Origin of the sequence: Rossellomorea sedimentorum, from assembly GCF_046237645.1 — a bacterium.
Classification (GTDB): domain Bacteria; phylum Bacillota; class Bacilli; order Bacillales; family Bacillaceae_B; genus Rossellomorea; species Rossellomorea sedimentorum.
Genome location: NZ_CP143546.1, coordinates 1,716,839 through 1,737,012, shown reverse-complemented (window position 1 = coordinate 1,737,012; position 20,174 = coordinate 1,716,839). Strand labels below are relative to the sequence as shown.

Below are 20,174 nucleotides of genomic sequence, written 5' to 3'. Positions count from 1 at the left end.
TGCTTTTATTATACAAGTTTTATCTAAACTTTCAGTAAAATAAAAAATCTTTTCTTTCTATACGAAAGAAAAGATTTTCTAGTTAATCCACCACTGCAATGATTGGCGGCTTTTCTAAGAATGGAAGAAGGTTAGGCACATCATTCGTTACTTCCTGCCATTCTGAAGAGGTAAAGGCTGCTTTCATGCCTGCTTTATCTTCAAAAACGATTTCTGTCACAATATATAGCTGCAGATCTGTATTCTGGGTGTTAAGGACTTTTTGAACAGAAGCGGATCCCACATGCGGGACTTTATCAACCAGCGGAGTGTGCTGATTGAAATAGTAGTGGTCAAACCCTTCCTTATCTTTAGGGTGTTCATACATCACAATTACTTTTGGCATTTTTTTATTCCTCCTTATTAACCGTAGGGACCCCAGTTGAATCCTCCCTTTTATACTATTTTGGCAAGTAGTCTTTTAGTACTGCCTTGTGAAGTTCTTTTTTCTTGAGTAATGAAATGGCAAATATAAGAGGGAGAATAGTATGAACGCCACAGCCTCCAGCGAAAAGATATACCAGGGATAAGGTCCGAGAAAGTCAATTGGGCTTGCATTGACAGGCTTATGACGGAGAAACATGTAGTTTGCACCTAACGTGATATTCACTAAAAAAACCAAGAAGGCAAGGATGTTCAATGCTGCCAGTGATTTAAAAACAGATGTGTAAGTCGCTCTGTATCCCTCTACCCAGACCATATACAAACAGGACAGCACAATGGCTATATGGGCCAGAAAGAATTGGAAGAATCGGAAATGAGGGAATCCAAAAAATAATTCGGGTGTAAGAATCGCAACAAAAGCACCTGTCATGCTGACAAAGAAGCTCACTTCAAAAATCCGATAACTTTTTGTAAGCAGCATGATTGCACATAAATATAATGATAAGGAACAGAGCTGGAAAGGCAGATTGACCGTCAAGTCCCATCTCTCATTAATATAATACCAATATTGAAATGAAACTTCGCCAAAGATTAGAAGTCCAATGAGTATGTACCTGACCGACTCTTTCCAGTCATCTCTGATCCTGTTTCTTGCAAGATAGAAAAGGATAAGGATCAGTATAGAAGCTCCGACTGCCAGCAGGTGACCCGGCGAAAACATTTCAAACGGATATCTCTCCCTATCAAAATTCAATACTTCCTTCAACTCTGTCACTCTCCTTTATCACGTTAAAGCACTAAGAGGGACTGTCCCTTTTCGCGCTTTAACGTGTTGAAGCATTATCTTTAATGTTTATTGTAACGATATTATGTCCACTAAAAAGCTCACCCGCTGGAATGGTGAGCTTTTTCTATTTTTCCTACTGATAGTCTATTTAAACATTTTGCATATTATTCATGATAACCGGCTGTTCAGGACATAAACCTTCCTTGTCATATTGTATTCTATTAGGTATAAATTAGCATCCTTCAAAATCCACGAATAGAAATTATTCTCATCTTTTTCTTCTAAAATGGGAAAACATTTTGTTCACCTGCTACAATTTTAAACTTCCAAACCCCTGCTCATTATACATCCACTAAGCTCCATCATTAGAACGCTTTCATGCATTAACGCGCTAAGAGGGACTGTCCCTCTTAGCGCGTTAATGTACGAAAGCTATCCTATGACCCTAGAATTATTTAATTAGAATGACTATTTCATTGTCTATTGACGCTTTGTTTTTCTGCTGTTAAGATGTCTACTATTATATTTGAATAATAACCTTGTATAAGTTCAGGAATAGGGCCTGAACGTTTCTACCAGCTACCATAAATAGCTTGTCTACAAGGATAGTGATGATTATACTTTTGATTATTTCTATTCTTATAGATATCGCTCTGGCTGCTGATTACTGCCAGGGCTTTTTTATTGTATTTTTATATAAGGAAACAGGGGGCAATCATCATGAAAAAGTTCTTTCAATTCGAAGAACGAGCAACATCCTATAAGCAGGAAACACTTGCAGGTATTACAACATTCTTATCAATGGCTTATATATTGGTCGTCAACCCGATTATTTTAAGTCAATCCGGGATGGATAAAGGAGCTCTATTTACCGCAACGGCCCTGTCAGCCATTGCCGGGACGCTTCTCATCGGATTATTGGCGAATTACCCTATCGGCATTGCACCGAGTATGGGATTGAATTCTTTCTTTACTTTCTCTGTATGTATCGGCATGGGCATTGATTGGCAAGTCGCCCTTACTGGTGTATTTGTTGCAGGAATAATCTTTATGGTCTTAAGCTTGCTGAAAATACGGGAAAAAATCATAAATGTCATTCCACAGGATTTGAAACATGCCATCGCTGCTGGAATCGGTTTTTTTATTGCTTTCATCGGTTTAAAAAATGCAGGTATCATCATAGCCAATCCTGATACATTCGTATCAATTGGAAAACTGGCTTCGCCCTTAACGGGACTTGCTGTCGCAGGATTTGTCATAACGGTATTGATGCTTGTACGTGGCATTCATGGGGCCATTTTTATTGGAATGGTCGTGACCACCATCATTGGTATGATCTTTGGATTAATTGGCATCCCGGATTCGATTGTCGGAAAAGTGCCGAGCCTCCAACCGACTTTCGGAGTGGTATTCCACCACCTTGGAGATATCTTTACTCCGCAGGTCCTGACAGTAATATTCACCTTTTTATTTGTGGCTTTCTTTGATACAGCGGGTGCTTTAATCGCTGTAGCGAGCCAAGCCGGTTTAATGAAAAACAACAAAATCCCAAATGCAGGCCGGGCTTTGCTTGCAGATTCCACTTCTGGTGTGGTCGGAGCCGTTTTAGGTACGTCAACCACTGCATCCTTTGTAGAATCTTCAGCAGGCATTGCTGTAGGAGGAAGGACAGGATTCACATCGATTGTGATTTCAGCATGTTTCTTCATAGCTTTGTTTTTCTCACCGATTTTAGGAGTCATCACTCCCGAAGTTACAGCCCCAGCGTTGATCATTGTAGGTGCGCTTATGGCAACGGAAATGAGTAAGATCAACTGGAGCAGAATGGAGATTGTGGTCCCATCGTTCATCACAATCTTAATGATGCCTCTGACATTCAGCATTGCTACTGGTATTGCACTAGGATTCATTCTTTATCCTTTAGCCTTGATTTCTCAAAAACGATTTAAAGAAGTGCATCCGATCATGTATGCTCTCTGCATCCTGTTCACTTCCTACTTCTTGTTTGTTTAAGGTTCTTTTCTAAAACTTTGTTGCTATTTACTATTAAGTTCAAGAGATATGGCCGGAATTATCTTGGTCAGCTAGAAAAAAAGAGCTATTCATCCCTTCCAGAGAGAAAAGCCTTTGTACCCAAGGGAAAAATCCGGCCCTTGGGATTTTTTCCAATAGCAACAATCTAAACGAAAACCGCTTTGTCTAAAGAACTTTAACGCGTCCCCGCACTAAGAGGGACTGTCCCTCTCAGCGCGGTGACGCGTTACTGTGTTAATCCGCCATAATACTAAGAGGTGCCGGCATTACGCCACGGCACCTCTTTTTGCTGTATTATTTGTAATCTTTTGGTTTAATTTCTTCTCCATTTTTTCCGCTGTATCGCAGTCCCCAGCCGGTCCATGCGGCTATCAGCATGACAATGAGCAAGCCCCAGCCCTGGAACACAAATGGGAATACCTCGGTCGGACTGACAACCGGCAGAAAATCATACTCATCAGCTGCCCCTTTTATTGTAGCCCAAGCAAGCAGGACACCCCCGCTCCAAGGGAAGATATATCCGAGTGAAGAGGAAACCGTGTCCAGGAGATTCGCTCTTCGGTAAGGATGGATATTCATTTCTTTACCAATCTTACGAACAAATGGCGCAGCGGCAATTTCTGCTGCAGTATTAATTGTAATAAAAATGTTCAAGAATGCCACAATTCCAAAGATAGAAAGTTCAGCTCTTCGGACAACGTTATTAATCAGTTTAAGGAAGAAGTTTTTGATGACTTCCATTGTGCCTGCAACTTCCATCAGATGGGCAGCAGCCAAAATAAATAATATCAGGATAGCCATGTTAAAATAGCCGCCGATCCCGCTCATCAAGGCTCCTTCCACCACCGCAGTTCCTGCATCATTCTTGTAAATATGAATGACTTCTGTAATAGGTGTGCCAGAAAGGAAAATAAAGGCGATGGAAGCTACGATTCCCCAAGTAAGGGAAGTCAGCAAATGATGCCCTGACAGCGCCAAATACAAAACAAGCGCAAAAGGAATGAGCAAAAGCAGCCCATTTGGTGATACTTGCTCCTGCAGCTGGACCATGGCCTCCGTGCTTCCAGTTTCTCCACCTCCGCCAACAAGAACAAATAAGATCAATGCCGGAATGGCTGCAGCGATGGAATACTTAAAACGGGAACGAACGACTCCCGGCACATCAGCATCCTGTGTTGTAGCTGAAACGATCGTCGTATCAGAAACGGGCGCAAGGTTGTCTCCAAATACAGCTCCACTCAGAATCGCAGCAAGCAGGACTACCGGATCTGCACCTAAAATTATTCCTGCAGGATACATAAGGATACCAAACGTTGCAACGGTACCATATCCGGTTCCGACAGCTGTTGAGAACAATGCAGCAAGCAGGAAGGTCAATCCGACGAATAGCCCGCCTTCCAGATTGGTTTGAAACCCAAACCAAATCAATCCATCAACAAGTCCGCCTGCAGACAGCAGCTTAGCGAACATACCTGCCCAGAACCAGGCGATTACAGCTATTACCCCAATCGGCTGTGCCATGCCAGAAAATAAACTTTGGGCATAATCAGACCATTTTGATTTACAGAAAAATAACCCTATCGCAATTCCTATGACCATTCCCAGAACAAGCGCTTCCTCTGTTACGAGTTCGGCCACACTTAGTGAAATTGCCCAGATAATAAAGAACACAAGTGGAATAGTGGCGGCAAATACTCCGCCCCTGAACTCCAGCCGTTCAATGGACTTTTCTCCAATTGCTTCATCAATAACTTCTTCTCTTTGTCTCTTATCCATAAGGTCCCCCCCAATGTTGTAGTTGGTACTAGTTTATCATTTTCTAAAATTTTTTGAAAATGTTATTAGTAACAAGATAACAATTTAGGACTTTAGCAGGTAATAAAATAAGGTATCTCACATCAAAAAAATGATACTCAAATAACTTTTTCTTACTCATTTAATATCCTGCCACGCTTTCTAATGTCCTTACATAATGTAAACTAACTAAACCATGGAGGTATGATATGTATCAGCATTCGGTTAAGCCTGGAGAAACGTTATGGAGTATTTCGGAAGATTATCGGGTGTCTTTTCGGGATTTAGTAAAAGCAAATAATATTATCAATCCAAATCTAATTTTCGTCGGCCAAAATATCACCATCCCCGGCCTCCCAGATCCAACTCAGATTCAATTTAAAGTTCACGTGTCCACCAGTCAACGTAAATTAACCCTGCAACGTAATGGGACTGTAGTGAAAACCTACCCGATCGCTGTCGGTAAAATGCTCTCCGCCACACCCGTAGGTCAGTTTGTGATTATTAATAAAGCACCTAATCCCGGAGGCCCATTCGGCACCATGTGGATGTCTCTCTCAAAGAAACACTATGGAATCCACGGGACCAACAATCCTTCTTCTATCGGAAAGGCCGTATCAAAAGGGTGTATACGTATGTATAACAGGGATGTAGAAGAACTTGCGGCCATCATTCCAATCGGGACACGGGTCGTGATCACTCCTTAAACTGCTTTACCATTTTCCGTTGTCATAGATATTTCAATGAAAGTCACCATAATTGGGACTGTCGATCTTTTTTATAGGCAGTCCCGCCCGGAATACCTCTGTCTCTTTTCCCTTAAGCCATTTAACCGCCAAACCAAGAATATAAAAAGAACCCATTTGTTAGGGTTCTTTGCTTACAAAGCAGAAAAAACTTCAATCCATTATATCCTGATACTCCTCGTTCTCCTCCAAGACGCTTTTGGCAAAAGGACATCTCGAGTCTATCTTGATGTCATTCTCTCTTGCATACCGGACTGCTTCATCCACCAGTTTTTGTCCCACTCCCTGACCTCGTAACTTCTCAGAGACATACGTATGTTCAATCACCATCTTCTCCTGAATGTCTGAATAAACAATTTCAGCATCAGGTTGACTCTCGGATGCTCCAAGATAAAATTTATTCTCTCCTTTTTGGATTTCACTCATCTTCCCACTCCTCTCTCCAATTTGTTTCAAATACTATTCCCTACATTTGTAATTGTTAAAACCATCGATGTGCTTCTGGCCTTAATCTTACCTTAACAGCCCAGCTCTTACGCACCATAGAGCGGACGACTAAAAATGCAATGAATTCTATCAATAAAAAAGAAGTTATCCATTGAGATAACTTCTTAATTTACCTTGATTTCCATTTTCCTCGCCTGTGTGGTCATTCCCATTTGCTCATAGAATTCAATCGCAGTCTGGTTGAATTCCCAGACCCCCAATTCAAGACTGTCAGCATGACAATCCTTAGTGAATTCAAGCGCCTTTTCAAAAAGCATCCTCGCCAGCCCCTTCCTTTGATAAGATGGTGCCACACCTAGATCTTCCATGAATACAACGGAGGACTGAACCTTGGTTTCCCACTTGGGAGGCTGGACTTTTTTGAGGATCGTGAAACCGACAATTGACTCTCCGTCCTCAATGAGCAAGATCTTCCCATCAGGTGACTCAATCAATTCATTAAAATAATTCCAGTCGAGCGTTTCCTCAGTAGCCTTATATTTATCGGGTCTCCCGGCAACATGCAAGTCATGTACTTCTTTATGAAGGGGTTTCAGCCTGTCAAAATCCCTCAAACAAGCCTCTCTGATTTTAAAATTCAAAGTTAACCCTCCTCATGGTCTATACAGAGATTCATGCCAATTTTTCAATAATGTCCCAATCTCTTCCTGCACGCTACTGAAGTCTTTTAAATAGCCAAGCCGGAAGTATAGAGATTTGTAAAAATCAATTAGATTCTTCTTTCTTCGGAAAAAGGGAATGGAAAAGCCTTTTTCCTCATACTGTCTTTTCAACATATGATTCAACTCTTTCAACCATTTTACCAGCTGCTTTTCTGTCATCCCTTTTCCAAGAAGGGCCTCGATGGCAAAGATTAATCTCTCATCTTCGTCATCCATGTATATAGCTTCCTTTTCATAACAGTTAGCTATAGCCTCCAAGCAGGACGGAATTAAAGATTCTTCAAAATAGGGATGTTTAATAGACGCCGTCAAAAAATCAGCACCGTGAGCGATACTGTGGGCCCAGCCTTTTCCTAATACAAATCCGCGTGTGTCCCGTTCTTCCTTAAGATAACGGATTGAGTTTTCTATAGCTTCCCTGATAAGGACTTCAGGCAGTGCGAGAATTCTCGCATCTTTTGCTATCACAAGGGCTGCAGCCAGCGAAGAAAAACTGCGGGTAAACACCGTATCCGTTTCTCTATCACCTATACTGCAAAAAAGATGTTTGTCATCCATAGAAACCTTTAGTAGTTTGCTCAAGCTATCAGTTGAAAGAACATCCCGTTCAACCCAGTGATAGAGTGTGGTGTAGATCAAATGGTCTCTAAGCTCGGGATCTGGATGTCCGATATTCTCAACCATCTCAGCCAATAACAGCTCCACATTATCTGTTGCACCATAGTCATTCTGGTTCTTTAAATTCTCCAGTATACCTTTAAGATCCATTTTATACTCCTCTATTCTATCCATTCTTCCAGTCGTCGGCCAGCATGCCATACACTTCATGATCCACATATCGACCATAAAGCTTTTCTGCCTGCCTGATCCTGCCTTCATGAACATACCCAAGTCTATCTGGTATGCTGCGGCTCTTTTGGTTTCCTGAGGCCGCTCTGATCTCAACCTTATTCAGCTTCAATTCTTCAAATGCATAGCAAGTCAGAGTCTTGGCCACTCTCGTCATTATTCCATTCCCTTGAAAATCATGTCCCAGCCAATATCCGATATAGGCAATTCCGTTGGACCAATCAATACGGTTAAAGCCGGCTGTTCCGACAATTTCACCTTTGAAGAGGATCAGAGTCGTCAAACTTTTCTGATCCGAATAATTCTTTAAGGCAAATTTCAAAAACTCTTTAGTATCCTGAACGGTATTAGTTCCATCGAGCCACGGCAGCCATTCCCGTAAGTACTCGCGGGAAGAATCGGTAAGCCGGAAAAACTCTTCTGCATCACTCAATTCCGGCAGTTTCAATGATAGATCTTCGTCAATTTTATGTACAAACATGTTTTCAACCCTCCTTCCCAATTTTTTCACTATCAAATACGCGGTGTTCTCACACGTTAAATGTTCTGCGTGCAAATGCGATTCAGACTTGAATTTTGGACACTATCTCCACCCATCATTTCATCCGCTATAGGAACCGAGGGACTCAGACAGTGAGCTTAATGTTGACTAAAAGCTGTATCCACTTTTGATTAACTGAATCTTTTAGTCTCGCAGTTTATTTATATAAGGCTTATACAAATGCAGCATTCTTGCTGATTCAAAACACTCGCTGCTGAAACTCTTCCATCCCTTCCTGGCTCATATTCTAATGATGGTAACATATACTAGCCCATTCTGAAAATTGAAATTAATCAACCATCGCCTGATCTGCTTGCTTTCGTTTAAGTGAGACATTCGATAAGATAATTGCCGCCAATATGAACAAAACTCCTATCCATTGAACCCATGATACGATCTCTTCGAGAATCAACATGGAAAGAATGATGGTCACAGGCAGTTCGGCAGAGCCCAGAATACTGCCGGTACTGGAGCCAATATGGGGCATTCCGTAAGCAAATAAAAACGGCGGGATGAAAACGCCGAAGAATCCAAGGATTGAACCATACACCCAGAGACTGCCTGGACTTCCTATCCCTTCTCTCAAAAAAGCCGGGATGAAAAGGAGTAAAACAATTAAGAAGCTTCCGGATACCATATAAAAACTTCGTTTCACCGCATCAACCTCCGGTGCAACCCTGGCATTGGCAAAGATAAATAGGGCGAAAGATGCTGCAGCGAGCAACCCAAACATCAACCCTTTAAAGTCAAAAGGACGAACAGCTTCTTGGAGAGATAAATCACTGCTCAATACAGTGCCAAACAGCAAGATGGCGATGGATACCATTGTAGTTTTATCTGGCATGCTCTTGCTGCATAAACTGTCAAGGGCAATCCCAATCCAGACAAACTGAAATAACAATATGATTGCAAAGGAAGCGTCGACCGTTTCCAAAGAAGTATAATAAAAAACTCCCACTAAACCGGAAGGAATACCTCCTAACATCAATAGAGCTTTTTTTCTAAAGTTAATTTTGGGCCGCTTTTTTTCAAAAAGGAAAAGAAGCGTAATAATAAGCCACCCCGCCAAGAATTGCGCAACTATCAATTCAGTTTTTTTAATTCCAGCCTGATAAGATAATTTCACAACAGTAGACAGCACTCCATATGAGCAGGCTCCAATGAATACAGCTAAAAGGTATTTCCATTTCAATTCGCTCTCACACCCCTGCCGGCAAGTTCAAAACGGTACTACTCGTCACCTGGATTTATGGTGGCATTAAGTTATACATTTGTTATGGCGATGCCTTGCAGACTACTTATTTTCATCTTTCAACAATGCTGTAAAATGAGCATCTATTTCCAGTTGATGTTTCCTGTCATGTTCAATAAGTCCCTCAAAAAACTTATTCCAGGATAGTGGTTTTCCAGGCATAAGTTGAACAAAAGTTGTATCCGGCATTCTCCGGATGTACCCTGTCAGATCTTCCCTGGTACTGATAAACTCATCGATAAGAAGGTCTTTATCCCGACTGCGTGCATATTCAGCAGCGGCGTCATTTATCTTTTGAACATCCACTTCCACTTCAGGAAGCTCTCCATTCTGAAGAAACGGTTTTAATCGATTATCTATTACGAATTGGTCCCAAAAAATAAAGTGGGCTATAACCTCCCCTGTTCCCCATGATCCTGCTTTAAAAGGCTTGAACCATAGAGCTTCAGGCATCTGCTTTAAGCTTTGTGCCCAATTCGCGGTGTTCCTTTTCTGCTCAATAATGAACCCCTTTGACATAATAACCTCCTAATAAAAAAGCGCAGTTGAACGGCCACTGCGCAGGTTGTATCAATTACCAATCATTATCTTAAAGTCATTTCTTTTGGCTCTTTTCGTAAACATTGTTGCTATTTAATACAAATTTTAAAAAGTCTACTTGATTAACCAGGAATAGCCTGATTAACAAGTAAGAAAAGAGCTAATTCACCTTTTTCAGAGTAAAAAGCCCTTGTCTCCAAGGGGAACATCCGGCTCTTTGGATTTTCCGAGAGCAACAATATATACGAAAACAGCGTTTCTTTTAAATTACGTTTATACTCCGGTACCTGTACTGCTGCTGTGCCGGTTTTGTTGATTTTGTTGTTCGGCCAATATCTCATTGTCTTCAGCATTATCGCGTGTCACTTTTTGAGTCAGGATGGAACCGACCGCCACCAATATCATAACAGCAAGATAATAACCTTTCTCATTCAATTCCAGGCTGGTTTCATTGTAAAGACCTATCCCGAATAGGGCTACTCCTGCAAACAAGGTAAAATAAGACAAAAAAGTAAATGCAGGAGTATTCCTTCTTCTATACTTATGCATAGCAACACCTCATTTAGTAAATATTAGTATATCAACCTGAATATACCATAATTTACTTGAGATTGGATAGAAAATTTTCTCTATTCACACTTTTATGTGCTGGTGGAGGTTGCTTCTATAGGAAAGTTTGCTTACTCTAGTTAAGGTTGGGGGCTTATGGAAGGGCATCAACAAAAACAAATTATTAGGGAATTTTGATTAGTGATTCATAAGGTGTTAGCCTTTCATAAGACCACTCTCATGCGATTTTCTGAATTAGGGTGTCTCATGAACGACTCTTAAGACCACTTTCACGGCTTTTTCTAAATTAGATTGCCTCATGAACTCTTCATAAGAACACTTTCACACCTTTTTCTGATTTTGGGTGTCTCATGAACGACTCTTAAGACCACTTTCAAGCCTTTTTCTGAATTAGAGTGTCTCATGAACTCTTCATAAGACCACTCTCATGCGATTTTCTGAATTAGGGTGTCTCATCAACTCTTCATAAGACCACTCTCATGCGATTTTCTGAATTAGGGTGTCTCATGAACGACTCTTAAGACCACTTTCACGGCTTTTTCTAAATTAGAGTGCCTCATCAACTCTTCATAAGACCACTTTCACGGCTTTTTCTAAATTAGAGTGCCTCATGAACTCTTCATAAGACCACTTTCACGCCTTTTTCTGAATTAGAGTGTCTCATCAACTCTTCATAAGACCACTCTCATGCGATTTTCTGAATTAGGGTGTCTCATGAACGACTCTTAAGACCACTTTCACGGCTTTTTCTAAATTAGAGTGCCTCATGAACGACTCTTAAGACCACTTTCACGGCTTTTTCTAAATTAGAGTGCCTCATGAACTCTTCATAAGACCACTTTCAAGCCTTTTTCTGAATTAGAGTGTCTCATCAACTCTTCATAAGACCACTCTCATGCGATTTTCTGAATTAGGGTGTCTCATGAACGACTCTTAAGACCAACTTCACGGCTTTTTTTTGAATTAGGGTGCCTCATGAACGATACACACGACCAATTTTACAATTTTCAGGTATTAGAGTGACTAAAAAAACAGGACAACACCCAAGGTTGCCCTGTTACCCCATCACTTCTTATATTTCTCATTGAACCAGTCAGCAGCCTGGTCAACTTCCTCTCGTGTCAACTGATGCCCACCTCTCGTCCAATATTCTGTGACGTCAGCATTGGACTTTCTTAAGGCATCTGCAAGTTCTTTCGTTTCTTGGGCCGGTATGAGCGGATCATTTTCACCTGCGCCGATAAACACGGGTGTCCCGCTTAAATCCGGCATTTCCACATTCCGTAATGGGACCATAGCATGAAATAGAATTGCTCCATTTATGGCATCATTGTAGTGATACATCATGCTTGCAGCAATATTGGCACCATTCGAATAGCCGATGGCCAGCACCTTACTGCGATCAAAACTGTATTTCTCCGCCGACTCATCAATAAATTCCTTTAATTCTTTTGTCCTGATAACCAAGTCTTCCTCATCAAATACACCTTCAGCCAACCTGCGGAAAAAACGCGGCATTCCATTTTCAGAAACATTCCCTCTGACCCCCAATACTGAATAATCAGGTGCAATCATTTCAGCAAGAGGGAGTAAATCACGCTCGTTCCCACCTGTCCCATGCAATAGCAAAAGCGTAGGACCATTCTCTTTATTTCCTCTTTTAAAAATATGCTGCATTCTTTCTAACTCCTCCTTATTCTTTCGTTTCCAGGGGCTTTAACCGTGCTTCAATTTGATCCCGCTGATCTTCGAAGTATGGCGGCAGTGCAAGGCTTTCACCAAGATGTTCAAAGTCCTCATCACCTTCAAAGCCTGGTCCATCCGTAGCAAGTTCAAAAAGAATTCCATTCGCTTCCCTGAAATACAGAGAGCGGAAGTAGTATCTTTCTACAAACCCTGAGCTTGGGATACGAAGTTCTTTCAGTACCTCCACCCATTTTTTCAGCTCTTCTTCATTTTCAACTCTGTATGCCACATGGTGCACACTTCCACGACCTGGCCTCTCAATCGGAAGGTCGGAGCGTTCAAGAATGTGCACTTCGGCGCCCGTGCCGCCTTCGCCCGTTTCCAAAACATGAACCTCATGTGTGACCCCATCAATAGTTGTTGTATAACTTCCCTTCCTGCGGTACCCCATTAAGTCAGTCAAGATTTTTTCTGTACTTTCTCTTTTCGCTACAGTCAACTGGACAGGCCCTAAGCCTCGGATGGCATATTCTTCGGGTACAGGGCTCTTGCTCCAAGGCTTTCCGCCTTCTACTCCGTGGTTGTTTTCATCGGAGACGAACATTAAACGCTGGCCTTCAAAGTCCCTGAATGAAAGTGTCGCCCTTCCGCTTTCCGTTGAAATGCCATCGTGTTCAACCCCTTCAGACTCCAATCGCTTGACCCAGTAATTAAGGGCTTCGTCAGAAGGAACACGCAGAGAGGTGGTTGAAATACTGTTTGTACCCGGGTATGTCCGCCCTGCATTTGGTATTTCAAAGAATGTCAGATCGGTGCCGGGATTTCCTCTTTCATCCGCATAGAACAAATGATATACAGAAGTATCATCCTGGTTGACTGTCTTCTTGACAAGCCTCATTCCTAATACCTTCGTGTAAAACTTAAAGTTTTCCTTTGCATTCGCTGTAATGGCAGAAACGTGGTGCTGCCCTTTTAATGGTTTAAGTTCCATATTAAATCCTCCTCATTACTTACTTATATTCTTTATTATGACCTATATATTATTCTAACACATAATATCTTGAATTAAAAATACTTTACTTCAAAATATTATTCACTTTATTCCTTTAAATCGCTAAGAGGGACAGTCCCTCTTAGCGCTTTAACGTGGGAAAGTGTTAGATATTCCATTTATTTGAAGCTATTCTTGGCTAGGTTGCCGTGCAAAATAAGGGTATTCACATTTATGGAGTTGATTCTAAGTGAGAAAAATAGTCATTATCCTTACCCTCCTGTTTTCATGCCTGCAGCCGTACACCATCTACAGCGAAACAGGCTATTCTCTCGACTACCATATTGAAATGACTCCGTGGGAGGAAGTTGCCGATAAGCTTCCCAGAAAATCGAAATTCACAGTCATTGATGTGGAAACCGGAAGGCGTTTTAAAGTGCAGAGACGGGCAGGCAGCAGCCATGCTGATGTTCAACCCTTGACATACAAAGACACGAAAATCATGAAAGAAATCTATGGAGGAAGCTGGAGCTGGAAGCGGAGAGCGGTCCTAATTTATGCTAATGACGTCCTCATCGCAGGATCCATGCACGGAATGCCGCATGGTGCAGGCGCATTACAGAATGGATTTCCCGGCCACTTCTGCATTCATTTTAAAGGAAGTACTACTCATAAGACCGATTCTCCCGACCTCTCACACCATCTGATGATTTTAAAGGCGGGAGGCAATCTTGATTCATTTATCAATGACCTTCACCCCGTCCCTTTAGTGGATGCTTTTTTAGCAGGGGTAAAAAATAGTGATTTAGGGCTTGTAAGGAAAACAATTACAGAGGAGAAAGCCAACTTGAGTTCTCTTGACAAAATAGAAGCCATTAGATGGAAAACCAATCTAACCAATCACAGCAACGATTTTTACGCAAAAGAAGTAAAGGCAGACCTGCAGCTCTATTTAAAAGACAGCGGCCCTTTAAATACCGAATTGACCTTTACAGTCGTCAAAACCTCTCCATTTTCTCCCTGGAAGGTCGATGGCTCACCTTTGTGGAAGCTGCTGAATCAATGATCAGGAGGTAAAAAGGTGAAATTATTGCTTTCATTATTTCTAACAATTCAATTAAACAATAGTCCTGTTCAACTTAAATTAGTTCATGCAGGCAATACAATTGCAGAGATCAACCGAACAGAGTTTGAAACTACTCCTTTTCCGGAATACCTTATCAATCAGCAAAAACTCGATGGCTTAATCGATAAGTTGAATAATCAAATGGCCCGGCAGCCTGTCAACGCAAAACTGGATGATAATGGAGACATCATCAGTGAACGCAATGGAAAAAAAGTAGATGAAGAAAAGTTCAGGCTTCTACTCTACAGAGCCTTTTATAAAAACAAGCCTGTTACACTGGAAATTCCAGTTAAACCTGTATATCCAAAAGTAGACAGTGAATTGCTTGAAAGAATAAACCGCAAAAGAGTCAGCCATTATGTTACGTATTTTAACAACAGAAACAAAGAAAGAGTTCATAATATCAAGCTCGCTTCCAAAGCAATCGATAACCATGTTGTATTTCCGGGTGAAACCTTCTCCTTTAACCGGGTGGTAGGCAGGCGGACGGCTTTGAAAGGATACCTGCCTGCTCCGGTCATTGTGAAAGGAGAATTGACGGAAGGAGTCGGCGGCGGGATCTGCCAAGTTTCTTCCACCCTTTTTAATGCGGTGGACCGTGCAGGTGTAAAGATACTCGAACGGTATTCCCACAGCCGAAGTGTGCCTTATGTACCTCCCAAACGGGATGCAACCGTGAGTTGGTATGGTCCTGACTTCACTTTTAAAAACCAGCATAATCAGCCGCTGTTGATCCGCTCAAAGGTGTCTGGAGGTCAAATGATTATAATGGTTTTTTCCTCAGAAGATTTGGATTTTAATCGTAAGGAAGTACCCAGCGCACCAGGCAGTAAAAATCAGCTATTAAAGACAGCAGAATAACTATTTTTTACCCCGCGAATAAAGCAGTGCCTCAAGTACTGCTTTTTTAGTATGCAGTTCAACATATGCTATACTGGTTGTAACATAAATTAGAATAGTCGAAAAATTAAGGAGGGAATAATGCTACTTTATATAGGATTTGCTGTGCTCTTGATTAATCTGGTTTTTTTAATGGCCAAATGGCTTGCACCTGAGTCTGAATTATTGAACAGCTTCAATAAAAATTCACACTTTTGGTGGACCCAAATCGTCTTACTGCTGCTCTCCTTTACAATCATTGGAGGCCACTACTACGGCCTTTCAAAAGCTCAATGGTATACCAGCCCTATTTTCCAAAAGGATACGCTTCTCTATGTTGGTGAAAAAAATGGGCCTGCCCTACTTCATGAGACCTTTCCCTTTGCGGAAAGCCCTTATGAAACTGAAATCGTAATTCCGGGGAGCCAGGATGGAAGAAATGCACTTTTATCCCCCGTTTCAGAAGAAGGCACTACCATTGAACCAATTGTTGTCACGATGAACAACCAGAGATCTCCCCTTACTATTACGTTTCCACACAAAGGTCAGTGGAGAATCGATGTTGAGTACGAAGGCGGCGCACCTGGTTCAATTGTTTTAGAAGTTAAATAGCAGAAGGCCGCATATTAAGCAGCCTTCTCTGTATCATTTATTATCAATCCAATATCTGTTGATCACATTACCATTCTCTTCAATAAAATCCTCATCCGGTTCTCCACCATTCTTTATTATCGTCCTTTCCGAGCCGATATTTCCTTTATCGCAAACGACCAGTACCTTGTCTATACCTAATTCTTTCGTTTTCTCAAGAGACAAAGCCAATATCCTGGTGGCAAATCCTTTTCTTCTTGCTGATGGACGAATCCCATATCCAATATGTCCTCCTGCATTAAAGAGAGCATCTGTTAAAGAATGCCTTATATTAACTGCCCCTAAAACATTCTGTTTCGAATCAATCAACCAATAGGTTGAATCGGGCACCCACCCTGCAGGCTGGTTGACTCCATTTGCATTATTTTCAATGAAAGTGAGCATTGCCATGAAATCAGATGGATCTTTCTTGATCACCCACGGGATCATATCCTCCCCACTGTCTTTCCATTCCTGATAGAATTCAAGGTATTGCTTTTGTAACTTGATTGTCGGCCTAACGAGAGAAACTTCGTTCATCATTACCAATCCTCCAGCGTGTTAAATTGAACCTATCTTATCACAGGATCGGTCATCTTTAAATGAGGCTGTATTCCAATAGATTGTTGCTTTCGTGAAATTCCAAAGGGCCGGAAATTTCCCTGGGATACAAGGCCTTATAACTAAATAGAGTGATTAGCTCTTTTCTTCTTGCTTACCAGTGTAAGTTCTGCCGCAACAATGTTTTCGAAACGCTGTTTTCGTATAGAATGTTGCTCTCGGAAAAATCCAAAGAGCCGGATTTTTCCCTTGGAGACAAGGGCTTTTTACTCTGAAAAAGGTGAATTAGCTCTTTTCTTACTTGTTAATCAGGCTATTCCTGGTTAATTAAGTAGATTTTATTAAAATTTGTATTTAATAGCAACAATGTTTACGAAAAGAGTCTTTCGAAAAGAGCGTTAAATGAAGACACGTCTTCACAGCGGCACTATATCCCCTTTTTCTCCATAGGCCAGGATCCGTAGAAACTCCCCCCAGACCCTTGTTCTGCCCGTTTCTGTCTGACTCCAGGTGTTTCTGTTCACTTTCACTCCCTGGTACTCGGCATCGAACGGAAAAGGAATATAGTCCAAACGATCGCCAAGATGTTTCCTGAGAGTTCGTTCCTGCCGTCCCGAAGCATGGCTTTTACATATGTAGATCAACTTGTGGATGCTTGAAAAATCAAAGATCTCCTTGGCATATAGAACATTCTCCAAAGAGTTGGTTGATCGATCTTCATAAACGATCGTTTCTTTTGGTATTCCGGCTTTTAATAGATGGGAGATGATTACTTCCGCTTCCTTAGCTGACTTATCCGGCCAATCTGGATGTGGAATACCGGTCAGGCTTTTCCCTCCCGTCACAATGATTTTTCTGCAAAGTCCCCTATGATAAGCTTCTGCTGCTGTCTCCCAGTGACCTGGATGTGTACCGCTGAATAAGAACAGCGCCTCACACTGAATGACTTCCTTTTCCTCGCCAAACACTATTTCGGTTAGGTCTTTTATTTTTCTCACTGTCAGGTTAGGGACCTCCGGCTCTTTAGATATTATTGGTTTCATAAAAAATCTCCTTTCTATGATAGTCTCCTGTCATTTCCCAAAATTCCTGTTTTGTATCTTTAAATAAAGGTTCTATCATCTTCTTGCGGATTTGCGCTTTTTTGTGCAGTTCTGTAAGGCGAATCCTTTCTTCAATTTCTTCATATGCTTTCAAGCTCTCATATTGCCATATAGCTGTTACCTTTTCCCCCGCCAAATCAACCCACCTTCCAATAAGTATTGAGCCATTTTTCCTTTGATTCGGTAGAAGGTATTCTTCAAAAAATTCGTTGAATAAGTCTAACTTTTCCGCTATTACGTTATAGGTTCTCACTCTATAAATCATTTTCCGCCTCCTTTTTCTTTATTGTACACTTTTATTCAAGTTTTTCAACGTAATTCTTAACAAAACATTAATAAAGACGCACAAAACTTAAAGAGTTCCTCTCCCTCTTAAATAATTGCATCAAAAAAAGCGAGTGCAATCACTCGCTTTTCTAACTGTGTTTTTACTTTTCCAACGCTCGCTCAACATCTTCTATAAGGTCTTTCACATCTTCCAGTCCGATTGAGACACGCACCAACCCATCAGTGATACCAAGTTCCGCTCTTCTTTCTGCCGGAATGGAGGCATGAGTCATTTTCGCAGGGACTGAAATCAAGCTTTCTACTGCTCCCAGACTTTCCGCTAACGTGAAATATCGAAGGTTCGTCAATAATTTATCTGCATTTTCTTCGCTTCCTACGTCAAATGAAATCATTCCGCCTGCTCCACGAGCCTGTTTGCTGTGGACATCATTCCCTTTATGGGATTCCAGACCTGGGTAATAGATAGTGCTGACTTTAGGATGATTCTGCAGGAATTCAACGAATCGTTTTGTATTGGACTCGATCTCTTCCATTCTGATTCCGAGTGTTTTGATTCCTCTCATCAGCAGCCAGGAATCCTGAGGACCAAGGATGGCCCCCGCTGAATTCTGGACAAAGTGAATATCTTCCGCAAGTTGTGGAGAATCCACTACGACTAAACCGGCTACAACATCACTGTGACCTCCAAGGTATTTTGTAGCACTGTGAAGAACTATATTCGCACCCTGTTCAATGGGGTTTTGCCAGTAGGGTGTACTGAACGTATTATCCACGATGAATAATAGGTCATTCTTCTTCGCTATTTCTGAAACGGCCTGGAGATCGGTGATTTTAAGCAGCGGATTTGTCGGTGTTTCAATATAAATGGCCTTGGTATTCGGCTGAATCGCTTCCTTGATTTTTTCAGGATTCGAAGTGTCCACAAAAGAAACGGACAAATCAAATCGGTTCATCACTTTTGAGATAAGACGGTATGTACCGCCGTAAACATCATCTGTGAAAATAATGTGATCACCCGATTTAAAAAGCATCATTAGTGAAGTGATCGCACCCATGCCTGAACCAAAGGCAAATCCCGCATGCCCTCCCTCAATATCGGCAATCAAGGTTTCAAGTGCATGACGTGTTGGATTTCCTGTGCGGGAGTACTCAAAACCTCTATGCTCTCCAACGCCATCCTGTTTATAGGTGCTGACTTGATAAATCGGAACGGAAACCGCCCCCGTCTGCTCATCACCCGTTATTCCCCCATGTATCAATCTAGTTTTCCTTCTCATAATTTCTTCACTCCTCATATATTCCCTGACTTAAATAACGTTCACTGCTATCTGGGAAGATGGTCACAATGTTCGTACCTTTTTTCGCTTTTTTTGCTTCCATTAATGCAGCTGCAAATGCCGCGCCTGATGAACTGGCAACCAGCAGTCCTTCATTGATCGCCAGTTTTTTCATTGCTTTGAAGGCGTCTGCATCCATTATTGTATAAATCTCATCGAAATAGCCGGTATCCATATAGGACGGAAGAAATTCCATGCCGATTCCCTCTGTCCTATGAGGACCTGGGGCCCCTCCATTCAGGATGGAGCCTTCCGGTTCAACGATGACTGTCTTCACAGACGGATTCTTCTCTTTAAGATACTTGGCTGTCCCCATGAAAGTCCCGCCTGTCCCTCCTCCAGCAACAAACACATCGACTTCTCCATCTAAAGCACTGTAAATTTCAGGACCAAGTGTTTCATAGTAAGTTTCAGGATTGGCAGGATTGTCAAATTGCTGCGGACAGTAAGATCCTTCAATCTTCTGACTTAGTTCTTTAGCTTTTTGAATGGCCCCCTTCATCCCAAGCTCTGTAGGGGTATTGACCACTTCAGCTCCCAGCGCGCGCATCAAAGTTTGTTTTTCTATACTGAATTTTTCAGGAACAACAAATTTCACTTTATAGCCCTTTCCTATCGCTGCAAGGGCAATGCCTATTCCCGTGTTTCCTGCTGTCGGCTCGATGATGGTTCCTCCGGCGTTTAAAGCGCCGGACTGTTCGGCAGCCTCGATCAATTTTATGCCTAGGCGGTCCTTGATACTTCCACCAGGGTTGAAATATTCAAGCTTTGCAAACAACCGGACTCCTTCGGGAATTCCCATTCTTGTCAGTTCTACTAAAGGTGTATCACCGATCAGTTCTTGTACACTATTAACGTATTTCAAGAG

Annotated in this window: 22 protein-coding genes and 1 riboswitch; of the genes, 5 read left to right on the top strand and 17 right to left on the bottom strand. The window is 41.7% G+C overall.

The annotated features are described in order from the left end of the window. Nucleotides 1–82: 82 nt before the first annotated feature. Both V1502_RS08420 and V1502_RS08415 read right to left on the bottom strand, forming a co-directional pair. Nucleotides 83–385: an EthD family reductase gene (locus V1502_RS08420; RefSeq protein WP_409253908.1), complete on the bottom strand. Its 303-nt coding sequence runs from the start codon at nucleotides 383–385 to the stop codon at nucleotides 83–85. A 75-nt stretch (nucleotides 386–460) separates the two neighbouring features. After that, nucleotides 461–1,198 carry a TIGR02206 family membrane protein gene (locus V1502_RS08415; RefSeq protein ID WP_409253907.1) on the bottom strand — a complete coding sequence of 246 codons (738 nt, stop codon included), beginning with the start codon at nucleotides 1,196–1,198 and terminating at the stop codon, nucleotides 461–463. A 531-nt stretch (nucleotides 1,199–1,729) separates the two neighbouring features. Beyond that, nucleotides 1,730–1,830: riboswitch (purine riboswitch) on the top strand. A gap of 100 nt (nucleotides 1,831–1,930) precedes the next feature. Here V1502_RS08415 and V1502_RS08410 point away from each other — a divergent pair. Continuing rightward, entirely contained in the window at nucleotides 1,931–3,223 is a 1,293-nt protein-coding gene (locus tag V1502_RS08410) for an NCS2 family permease (RefSeq protein WP_409253906.1), read from the top strand. Nucleotides 3,224–3,538: 315 nt separating this feature from the next. Here V1502_RS08410 and V1502_RS08405 read toward each other — a convergent pair whose 3' ends face one another. Next, nucleotides 3,539–5,020, bottom strand: coding sequence for a Na+/H+ antiporter NhaC family protein (locus V1502_RS08405; protein ID WP_409253905.1), 1,482 nt, complete (start codon nucleotides 5,018–5,020; stop codon nucleotides 3,539–3,541). A gap of 227 nt (nucleotides 5,021–5,247) precedes the next feature. Between V1502_RS08405 and V1502_RS08400 the strand changes: the two genes are divergently transcribed. Next, the gene (locus V1502_RS08400) at nucleotides 5,248–5,745 is read left to right on the top strand and encodes a L,D-transpeptidase family protein (RefSeq protein WP_409253904.1); all 498 of its coding nucleotides are present in this window, start codon (nucleotides 5,248–5,250) and stop codon (nucleotides 5,743–5,745) included. A gap of 192 nt (nucleotides 5,746–5,937) precedes the next feature. Here V1502_RS08400 and V1502_RS08395 read toward each other — a convergent pair whose 3' ends face one another. The 9 genes from V1502_RS08395 to V1502_RS08355 form a co-directional block, all read right to left on the bottom strand. Beyond that, the gene (locus V1502_RS08395) at nucleotides 5,938–6,210 is read right to left on the bottom strand and encodes a GNAT family N-acetyltransferase (protein ID WP_409253903.1); all 273 of its coding nucleotides are present in this window, start codon (nucleotides 6,208–6,210) and stop codon (nucleotides 5,938–5,940) included. A gap of 185 nt (nucleotides 6,211–6,395) precedes the next feature. Further along, nucleotides 6,396–6,872 carry a GNAT family N-acetyltransferase gene (locus V1502_RS08390; protein WP_409253902.1) on the bottom strand — a complete coding sequence of 159 codons (477 nt, stop codon included), beginning with the start codon at nucleotides 6,870–6,872 and terminating at the stop codon, nucleotides 6,396–6,398. A gap of 12 nt (nucleotides 6,873–6,884) precedes the next feature. Further along, nucleotides 6,885–7,721 (bottom strand): DUF2785 domain-containing protein, encoded by an 837-nt coding sequence (locus V1502_RS08385; RefSeq protein WP_409253901.1) that lies wholly within the window; start codon nucleotides 7,719–7,721, stop codon nucleotides 6,885–6,887. A 16-nt stretch (nucleotides 7,722–7,737) separates the two neighbouring features. After that, nucleotides 7,738–8,283 carry a GNAT family N-acetyltransferase gene (locus V1502_RS08380; protein WP_409253900.1) on the bottom strand — a complete coding sequence of 182 codons (546 nt, stop codon included), beginning with the start codon at nucleotides 8,281–8,283 and terminating at the stop codon, nucleotides 7,738–7,740. A 349-nt stretch (nucleotides 8,284–8,632) separates the two neighbouring features. Beyond that, entirely contained in the window at nucleotides 8,633–9,535 is a 903-nt protein-coding gene (locus V1502_RS08375; protein WP_409253899.1) for an EamA family transporter, read from the bottom strand. Nucleotides 9,536–9,637: 102 nt separating this feature from the next. Further along, nucleotides 9,638–10,114, bottom strand: coding sequence for a DinB family protein (locus V1502_RS08370; protein ID WP_409253898.1), 477 nt, complete (start codon nucleotides 10,112–10,114; stop codon nucleotides 9,638–9,640). Between the two features lie 294 nt (nucleotides 10,115–10,408). Continuing rightward, nucleotides 10,409–10,684 (bottom strand): YiaA/YiaB family inner membrane protein, encoded by a 276-nt coding sequence (locus V1502_RS08365; protein WP_409253897.1) that lies wholly within the window; start codon nucleotides 10,682–10,684, stop codon nucleotides 10,409–10,411. Nucleotides 10,685–11,770: 1,086 nt separating this feature from the next. Further along, the gene (locus V1502_RS08360; RefSeq protein WP_409253896.1) at nucleotides 11,771–12,382 is read right to left on the bottom strand and encodes an alpha/beta hydrolase; all 612 of its coding nucleotides are present in this window, start codon (nucleotides 12,380–12,382) and stop codon (nucleotides 11,771–11,773) included. Nucleotides 12,383–12,398: 16 nt separating this feature from the next. After that, complete coding sequence (locus tag V1502_RS08355) at nucleotides 12,399–13,382, bottom strand: ring-cleaving dioxygenase (protein ID WP_409253895.1); 984 nt, start codon at nucleotides 13,380–13,382, stop codon at nucleotides 12,399–12,401. 250 nt (nucleotides 13,383–13,632) lie between these two features. Here V1502_RS08355 and V1502_RS08350 point away from each other — a divergent pair, with 250 nt between their 5' ends. The 3 genes from V1502_RS08350 to V1502_RS08340 all read left to right on the top strand — a co-directional run bounded on the left by V1502_RS08350 (nucleotide 13,633) and on the right by V1502_RS08340 (nucleotide 15,999). Next, nucleotides 13,633–14,448 carry a hypothetical protein gene (locus tag V1502_RS08350; protein WP_409253894.1) on the top strand — a complete coding sequence of 272 codons (816 nt, stop codon included), beginning with the start codon at nucleotides 13,633–13,635 and terminating at the stop codon, nucleotides 14,446–14,448. A 15-nt stretch (nucleotides 14,449–14,463) separates the two neighbouring features. Next, nucleotides 14,464–15,369 carry a VanW family protein gene (locus V1502_RS08345; protein ID WP_409253893.1) on the top strand — a complete coding sequence of 302 codons (906 nt, stop codon included), beginning with the start codon at nucleotides 14,464–14,466 and terminating at the stop codon, nucleotides 15,367–15,369. A gap of 120 nt (nucleotides 15,370–15,489) precedes the next feature. Beyond that, entirely contained in the window at nucleotides 15,490–15,999 is a 510-nt protein-coding gene (locus V1502_RS08340; protein ID WP_409253892.1) for a hypothetical protein, read from the top strand. A 33-nt stretch (nucleotides 16,000–16,032) separates the two neighbouring features. Here V1502_RS08340 and V1502_RS08335 read toward each other — a convergent pair whose 3' ends face one another. The 5 genes from V1502_RS08335 to V1502_RS08315 form a co-directional block, all read right to left on the bottom strand. Continuing rightward, nucleotides 16,033–16,560: a GNAT family N-acetyltransferase gene (locus V1502_RS08335; RefSeq protein WP_409253891.1), complete on the bottom strand. Its 528-nt coding sequence runs from the start codon at nucleotides 16,558–16,560 to the stop codon at nucleotides 16,033–16,035. A 434-nt stretch (nucleotides 16,561–16,994) separates the two neighbouring features. Beyond that, nucleotides 16,995–17,621 (bottom strand): YdcF family protein, encoded by a 627-nt coding sequence (locus tag V1502_RS08330; RefSeq protein ID WP_409253890.1) that lies wholly within the window; start codon nucleotides 17,619–17,621, stop codon nucleotides 16,995–16,997. Next, nucleotides 17,602–17,946 (bottom strand): NIPSNAP family protein, encoded by a 345-nt coding sequence (locus V1502_RS08325; RefSeq protein ID WP_409253889.1) that lies wholly within the window; start codon nucleotides 17,944–17,946, stop codon nucleotides 17,602–17,604. Before V1502_RS08325 ends, V1502_RS08330 begins: the two co-directional genes overlap by 20 nt. A gap of 163 nt (nucleotides 17,947–18,109) precedes the next feature. Then, on the bottom strand, nucleotides 18,110–19,246 hold the full coding sequence (locus tag V1502_RS08320) for a bifunctional cystathionine gamma-lyase/homocysteine desulfhydrase (RefSeq protein ID WP_409253888.1): 1,137 nt from the start codon (nucleotides 19,244–19,246) through the stop codon (nucleotides 18,110–18,112). A gap of 7 nt (nucleotides 19,247–19,253) precedes the next feature. Continuing rightward, a complete protein-coding gene (locus V1502_RS08315; protein WP_409253887.1) occupies nucleotides 19,254–20,171 on the bottom strand; it encodes a PLP-dependent cysteine synthase family protein in 918 nt (305 codons plus the stop codon). Between the last annotated feature and the right edge of the window lie 3 nt (nucleotides 20,172–20,174).